Source organism: Providencia sp. PROV189 (assembly GCF_028480065.1).
Lineage (GTDB): Bacteria > Pseudomonadota > Gammaproteobacteria > Enterobacterales > Enterobacteriaceae > Providencia > Providencia stuartii.
In genome coordinates this window covers 59760-66356 of record NZ_JAMPOG010000006.1, presented here as the reverse complement: position 1 = coordinate 66356, position 6597 = coordinate 59760, and the positions used below count along the sequence as shown (strand labels likewise).

At 39.1% G+C, this 6597-nt stretch carries 4 protein-coding genes and 2 pseudogenes; 5 read left to right on the top strand and 1 reads right to left on the bottom strand.

Going from position 1 to position 6597, the window contains the following annotated elements; translation table 11 throughout:
• The 4 genes and pseudogenes from PR833_RS05815 to PR833_RS05800 form a co-directional block, all read left to right on the top strand.
• Window positions 1-473, top strand: a 473-nt coding sequence (locus PR833_RS05815; protein ID WP_272525959.1) for a fimbrial protein, incomplete at its 5' end; no start/stop codon positions are given.
• Between the two features lie 226 nt (window positions 474-699).
• Entirely contained in the window at window positions 700-1734 is a 1035-nt protein-coding gene (locus PR833_RS05810; RefSeq protein ID WP_004927238.1) for a hypothetical protein, read from the top strand.
• Window positions 1735-2017: 283 nt separating this feature from the next.
• A pseudogene (locus tag PR833_RS05805) lies at window positions 2018-2400 on the top strand (transposase); the annotation flags it as partial.
• Between the two features lie 364 nt (window positions 2401-2764).
• Window positions 2765-3448, top strand: coding sequence for a TenA family transcriptional regulator (locus tag PR833_RS05800; RefSeq protein WP_004927246.1), 684 nt, complete (start codon window positions 2765-2767; stop codon window positions 3446-3448).
• Window positions 3449-3556: 108 nt separating this feature from the next.
• Here the strand turns inward: PR833_RS05800 and PR833_RS05795 are convergent.
• A pseudogene (locus PR833_RS05795) lies at window positions 3557-3959 on the bottom strand (DUF6122 family protein).
• Between the two features lie 549 nt (window positions 3960-4508).
• On the opposite strand from PR833_RS05795, the gene tkt reads away from it, so the two are divergent.
• Window positions 4509-6503: a transketolase gene (gene tkt, locus PR833_RS05790; protein WP_004927251.1), complete on the top strand. Its 1995-nt coding sequence runs from the start codon at window positions 4509-4511 to the stop codon at window positions 6501-6503.
• Window positions 6504-6597 lie beyond the last annotated feature (94 nt).

Here is a 6597-nt window from a genome sequence, read left to right as displayed (position 1 = left end):
CGAACAGTAATGATATTCAGTACAGTGGAACGTTGATTGCGTTGCCGTGCACGGTTGACCCGAATTATGAGAACTTCGGAGTTGACTTTGGGGGCAATATTAATTCAAAGGATTTGCTGAATGGACAACGTCGTTATAGCAAGGAAGACATCCAATTTCATTTGACGGATTGTGATACTTCTTTGGGAAATAGTATTGCAGTGAAATTTAGCGGTGTTTCGACGACCGACAATGGATTACTGAATGTGGATGCTGGAAGTCAGGCTAGTGGGATTGCGATAGGTCTTGAAACCCCGAGTGGTGTAGCGTTACCCATTAATAACACTCAGGTAGAGCCTTTAATGCCGATAAAAAAAGGGGATATGACGATACGGTTACGGTCATATATACAGGCAGTGGAAGACGCAACGGTAGAGAGCATTCAGCCGGGTTTTTTTACGGCGACGCTGACGTATATGTTGATATATCAGTGAAGCGATGCTCCATTTTACGGGGTAGAGACGGGGTGTTTTCTATCAGGCTAGTGCAAGACTATATACGTCAATGCTCGCTAAGGTTTAGTAGTGATTTATTTGCCATCTATTGCTTAGTATTTATCTCACAATAACAGTTTAAGCGGTGGCAAATTTCTTGGTATTCAATTTCAAAATAGATTTCGTTGATGAGTATTCATTATCAAGCGACACAAGGAATCCATAAATGCGCATTCAGTTAGCTCTTTTGCTATTCACTTTTCCATTAACTTCTATTGGGGCATCTTACTTCAATCAGAACAATACTCCGCAAAGAGCAATAGGATATGGTGAAGGGTCTTTTTCAATATTTGGAACAGTATATAAAATCCAAGATAATATTGATCGGCGTCCTATAACCAATTCTGTTGGGTATGATACTGGAGTTATGTCCGCTGAAAGTTATGGCTACTCCGGTGGAGCAGTGACTATTGATGCTAAATACAATACACTTTCTAACGTATCAGGAGGATCATCATGTTATTTGTATGGAACTCTATACTTTTCTGAGTCTGACGGCTGGTATGATTACAGTTACGGGCATCTGCGTTGGGATGTGTTTGGTGATGTATTTTATGATCCCAATCTGTATATAAAGGTTGATAAACCATGTAATCAAGCTATTTTATCCGATTTACCGACAGTTAATATTCCATTACCAAGCATCAACAAATTTTATATTTGGCGGGGTATATCTGGTATATGTGCCAATCAGTCTTGCTCAAATGGAAGTTATAATCATACTCGGGTTTTACCTCGTAATGGGTCTATGACTGCTTTGGCAGATGTAATCGCTTGCACATCAAATACAGTCAACAGTTCTACTTGCCGGTCTTTATTTTATAATACTGTACGTGGCACTGATATTCCTTCTGGGTTAATTCCTGACATCCCAGCTGTATGTAATGTGAATTTACCTGATCTGAACTTTGGAACTGTAGGCATGAATGACTGGGCTGGAAACATGGCTCAATCTATAGGCTCAGTATCTTGTACAAAGGATGCATCTATTACCTTTACTGTGGTTGGTGGAGATTCAGTTAAACTGGGCCCTTTTAATGCTTCTATTGGTATAAATGGGAAATTAGGCGGGTCATCGATCGTTAATACGGGGATAGGGGAAGTGACATTCACAATTGATGGACAGCTAAAATCGTCTACAGGGAGTGTTACAGCAGGGGAATATCAAACAAGTGTTGTAGTAATAGGTACAATTAATTGAAATGCATCTTACAATAAATAATAAAGCGACATCAATTTCATTGCTATTTACAAATTGAGTGATGCCATTTGCTCTAATTTTGGATGTGCAGGTGCTATCAACGGTATTTTTATTCAGAAAAATGAGTGCATATTAGACTAATCTTATCAGTAATAGCTACAGAAAGTGAATATGTTCCCATTTTTCAGAAATTTACTGGATTTATGAAAATTTGGAGTAGTATAGTTAATTTGGTTACCAAGTCAGAGGTGATATATTACCTCATAAAAAACAGGTGACATTTATTGCAAAACGTATAAAACGATTTTTAAGTGCTGAATTTAAACTTGAAGCGGCTCAATTTGTCATTGATTAAAATTGTTCCGCGGCCGAAGCTGCCAATGCCATGGGCGCGGGTAAATCAACCATTGGATAATGGGGACGGCAACTCAAAAATGAGCGTAAAGGTATTTCGCCAAAAGCATCGGCAATGACACCAGAACAAGTTGAAATTCGTGCACTAAAAAAGAAAATTGCTCACCTCGAAAAGTATGACGAGCTCTTAAAGAAGGCTACTTTTCTGGTGATGTCAGACTCCCTGAACAACTTGCGATAATTAAAAAATTGAGCCAAAGCTATCGTATTCAAATATTATGTGGTGTGTTTAGTATTAAACTCTTTCCATATCACAATCCAATGAATCGGTAAAAATCCCCCCTATCGTCATTATTCTTAGCGTCCATAAAAGCGACAAAATATCATCATGTACTTTTAATTAAAACAAAGCGATGAAAATATAATTTATATATTGGTAATTAGAATGGTTATTTTACTTTGTTAATAATTAGAGTTATTTAAATTTGTATATTTCATGATGTTATTTTTATTGGTAAATTAATAGGGTAATAAATTATTAATGATTAATATAATTAAATATAAGTCAATGTAACTGAAATATGCCATGGTTATTTTAAAGGAAATGATTAATTTACTTTTATCTTGTTTGATAAAAAACGTATTCTTCCCTGAAAATAAACTTGGAGGTTGATGTATGTCATTGAATATAGAATTAAAAAATCAATTGGAATCATCTATACTTGATTTAAATCTACCTGAAAATCCCTACTTTAAATCTCTGACTTCTGGTGAAATGACCCATGAACAATTTTTAAATAGCCAATTAGAATTTGCATCGATGGTTTATTTTTTCAGTAGGCCAATGGCACAAATTATTGCCAATATATCCGACCCCATTTCACGAATTGCCTTGGTGGGTAATCTTTGGGAAGAACATGGTCAAGGTATCAAGGAAAATGTACATGGAAATACAATCTTAACTTTGATCGAACGTTTAGGCGGTGATATATCCAGTATTGACTTACAGAACCCCCCTCCGAATGCTCGGATCTTTAATGAAGCATTACGTGGAGTTTCTGCTTTTTGTGATTTTCGTTTTGCTGCTTCTATGTATGCAGGTATTGAGAGAACGTTTGTTGATGTATCGTGCATGATATTTGAAGCTATAACTAAAGAGGGTTGGCTGCCAGAAGATAAGATCACCCATTATGGTTTACATCGAGAACTGGATATTGAGCACTCAGAAGATTTTTTGAAAGTAGTCAATCAATATTGGGATGAACCAAAATATCAATTTATGATTAAAGAAGGTATCAAATTTGGCTGCCAATTATTTGCTAATGCATATGTTGGTTTTTATCGGAGCATGGGCAAGTAGCTCCAAGGATATTTATTGTTTTTAGTGATATAAATAAAATGTAGAATTTGGCTATTTATGACTATTGATATTTATTATCATAAATAGCCGATTTTGGTTTGTATATGGCTAACCACTAATATAGTGGGGGCTGTGCATATGATATTTCTCAATGAGAACGATATAGGTGGTATTTTGTTTTAAATTTCCCATATAACACTCCAGTGAGTCGGTAAAAAGATGGAATAAATACCCCACCGCAATTGCTTTTAATTTCCATGATGGTAGTAAAAATATCATCACATACGCGATAGCCGCCCAACCAGTGTGTAACGAATGGAAACCAATACTCTATTGATTAGGCTCAAAAATCGGATCGGCCAGTAAATGATCTAAATCGACTGTCATGGTTGTTATCATCAATAATGCTGCTAATTTTCAGCTAGTTTCGCCAAAATAGATAGCCAAATAAGATTGTCACTAAAAAATGAAAGCCGTAGTGCACAATATTGCGAAAAATTCCAAATGCCACAATTAAACCTCTAATGCATTATTTTTATTTATTAGCAGATATCTCTTCTTCATTCCTATCTGCATTGGTTATTCAGCACTTTTGAGCTAAATATACTCATTTTTTGGCGGCTAGCGTGCTCCTGTTGTATCGAGATTATAACCAAGTCGTATAACGAATAGGGATTTTTTGTTTCGATGTGTAGAGCCATGTTTATCTCTTATCTAATCCACCAATTTTTCATAGCAAAATTTGCTAATAATCACTATTGTTATCCCTAAATGCATAAGAATGACAAATCACCTTGATCCCTGATGGTAAACTCAGGTTTAATAAGGGTAATGATTTGCGCAAAAAAATCATCTTTAAGTGATATTTTGCGCAATGGAAAGGATTCAGCTCTGAAATAGTTTAATTTATTGACGATTCGCGGGCACGAATGTAGCGAATAATTGCTGTGTGGAGCAAATTGCGTTAGTTTCATAGCTTGTCTGTGAAAAAGTGCAACAATTCCATATTGCGTTGTGAAAATTGGTTTAAGTACGTTTTTATCCGACCTGGAGTATACTAATGACGACTCGTAAAACCCTTGCTAATGCTATCCGCTTTCTAAGTATGGATGCGGTTCAAAAAGCAAAATCAGGGCACCCTGGTGCGCCTATGGGCATGGCTGATATTGCTGAAGTGCTGTGGCGTGACTATATGAATCATAACCCAGCAGATCCACACTGGGCTAACCGTGACCGCTTTGTGCTGTCAAATGGCCATGGTTCAATGTTGATCTATAGCTTGCTGCATCTGACGGGTTATGACTTATCTATGGATGAGTTAAAAAACTTCCGCCAGCTCCACTCTAAGACCCCTGGCCACCCTGAATATGGTTATACTCCAGGTGTTGAAACCACAACCGGTCCATTAGGGCAAGGTATCGCAAACGCAGTTGGTTTTGCTATTGCAGAGCGTACATTAGCTGCTCAATTTAACCGTCCAGGCCATGACATCGTCGACCACCACACCTATGTGTTTATGGGCGATGGTTGTATGATGGAAGGGATCTCCCACGAAGCCTGTTCTTTGGCTGGTACGCTGAAGCTAAACAAACTGATCGCGTTTTACGATGATAACGGTATCTCTATCGATGGTCATGTACAAGGTTGGTTTACAGACGATACGGCAGGGCGCTTTGAATCTTACGGCTGGCATGTTATTCGTGATATCGACGGTCATGATGCTGACCAAATTCATGCTGCTATTACTGAAGCACAGCGCGAAACAGACAAGCCAACACTGATTATGTGCAAAACCGTGATCGGCTTTGGTTCACCCAATAAAGCAGGCACTGAATCAGTCCATGGTGCACCATTAGGTGATGCTGAAATTGCGGCGACTCGTAAAGCTCTGGATTGGCAATATGGCCCATTCGAGATCCCACAAGAAATCTATAAAGCTTGGGATGCGCGTGATGCAGGTAAAGAAAAACAACATGCTTGGAATGAAAAATTTGCCGCTTATGCAAAAGCATTCCCTGAATTAGCTGAAGAATTTAAACGTCGTATGGCGGGTGAGCTACCGGCGAATTTCGATGCAGAAGCGAAAAAATTTATTGAACATCTGCAAGCAAACCCTGCGAATATCGCAAGCCGTAAAGCATCACAAAATGCATTAGAAGCCTTCGGTAAAGTCTTACCTGAGTTCTTAGGCGGCTCTGCTGACCTAGCACCAAGTAACTTAACAATGTGGTCAGGCTCTAAACCACTAAACGAAGACAAAGCGGGTAACTATATCCACTACGGTGTCCGTGAATTTGGTATGTCAGCAATCATGAACGGTATCGCTCTGCATGGCGGTTTTGTTCCTTATGGTGCAACATTCCTAATGTTCGTTGAATATGCGCGTAACGCGGTGCGTATGGCTGCACTGATGAAAGTGCGTAGTATCTTTGTTTACACTCACGACTCTATCGGTCTGGGTGAAGATGGTCCAACTCACCAACCTGTTGAGCAATTAGCTAGCCTGCGCGTGACGCCAAACATGAATACATGGCGTCCATGTGACCAAGTTGAATCAGCGGTGGCATGGAAATACGCTATTGAACGTAAAGACGGCCCAAGTGCGCTTATTTTCTCCCGTCAAAATCTGGAGCAACAACCTCGTACAGCGAAACAATTAGCTGAAATCGAGAAAGGGGCTTATATCCTGAAAGATAGCGAAGGTCAGCCTGAGCTTATCTTTATTGCGACAGGTTCAGAAGTTGAGTTGGCGGTGAAAGCTGCGGATCAACTATCTGGCGAAGGTCATAAAGTGCGTGTTGTTTCAATGCCTTCAACTGAAGTATTTGATAAGCAAGATGCGGCATACCGTGAAGCTGTTCTACCTTCAAGCGTCACTAAGCGTGTTGCGATTGAAGCGGGTATTGCAGATTACTGGTTTAAGTATACAGGCTTGAATGGTGCTATCGTTGGTATGCACTCATTTGGTGAGTCTGCACCTGCCGAAGAGCTATTTAAAGAGTTCGGTATTACTGTTGAAAATGCGGTAAAAGCAGCGAAATCATTGCTGAAATAATTGCGGTTACGGCCTAGAGATAGGCAGTAATCACGAGTGAAAATACGCCTCTGTATCAATTTTGGTGCAGGGGCGTTGTTTTTTTGTGCATTTC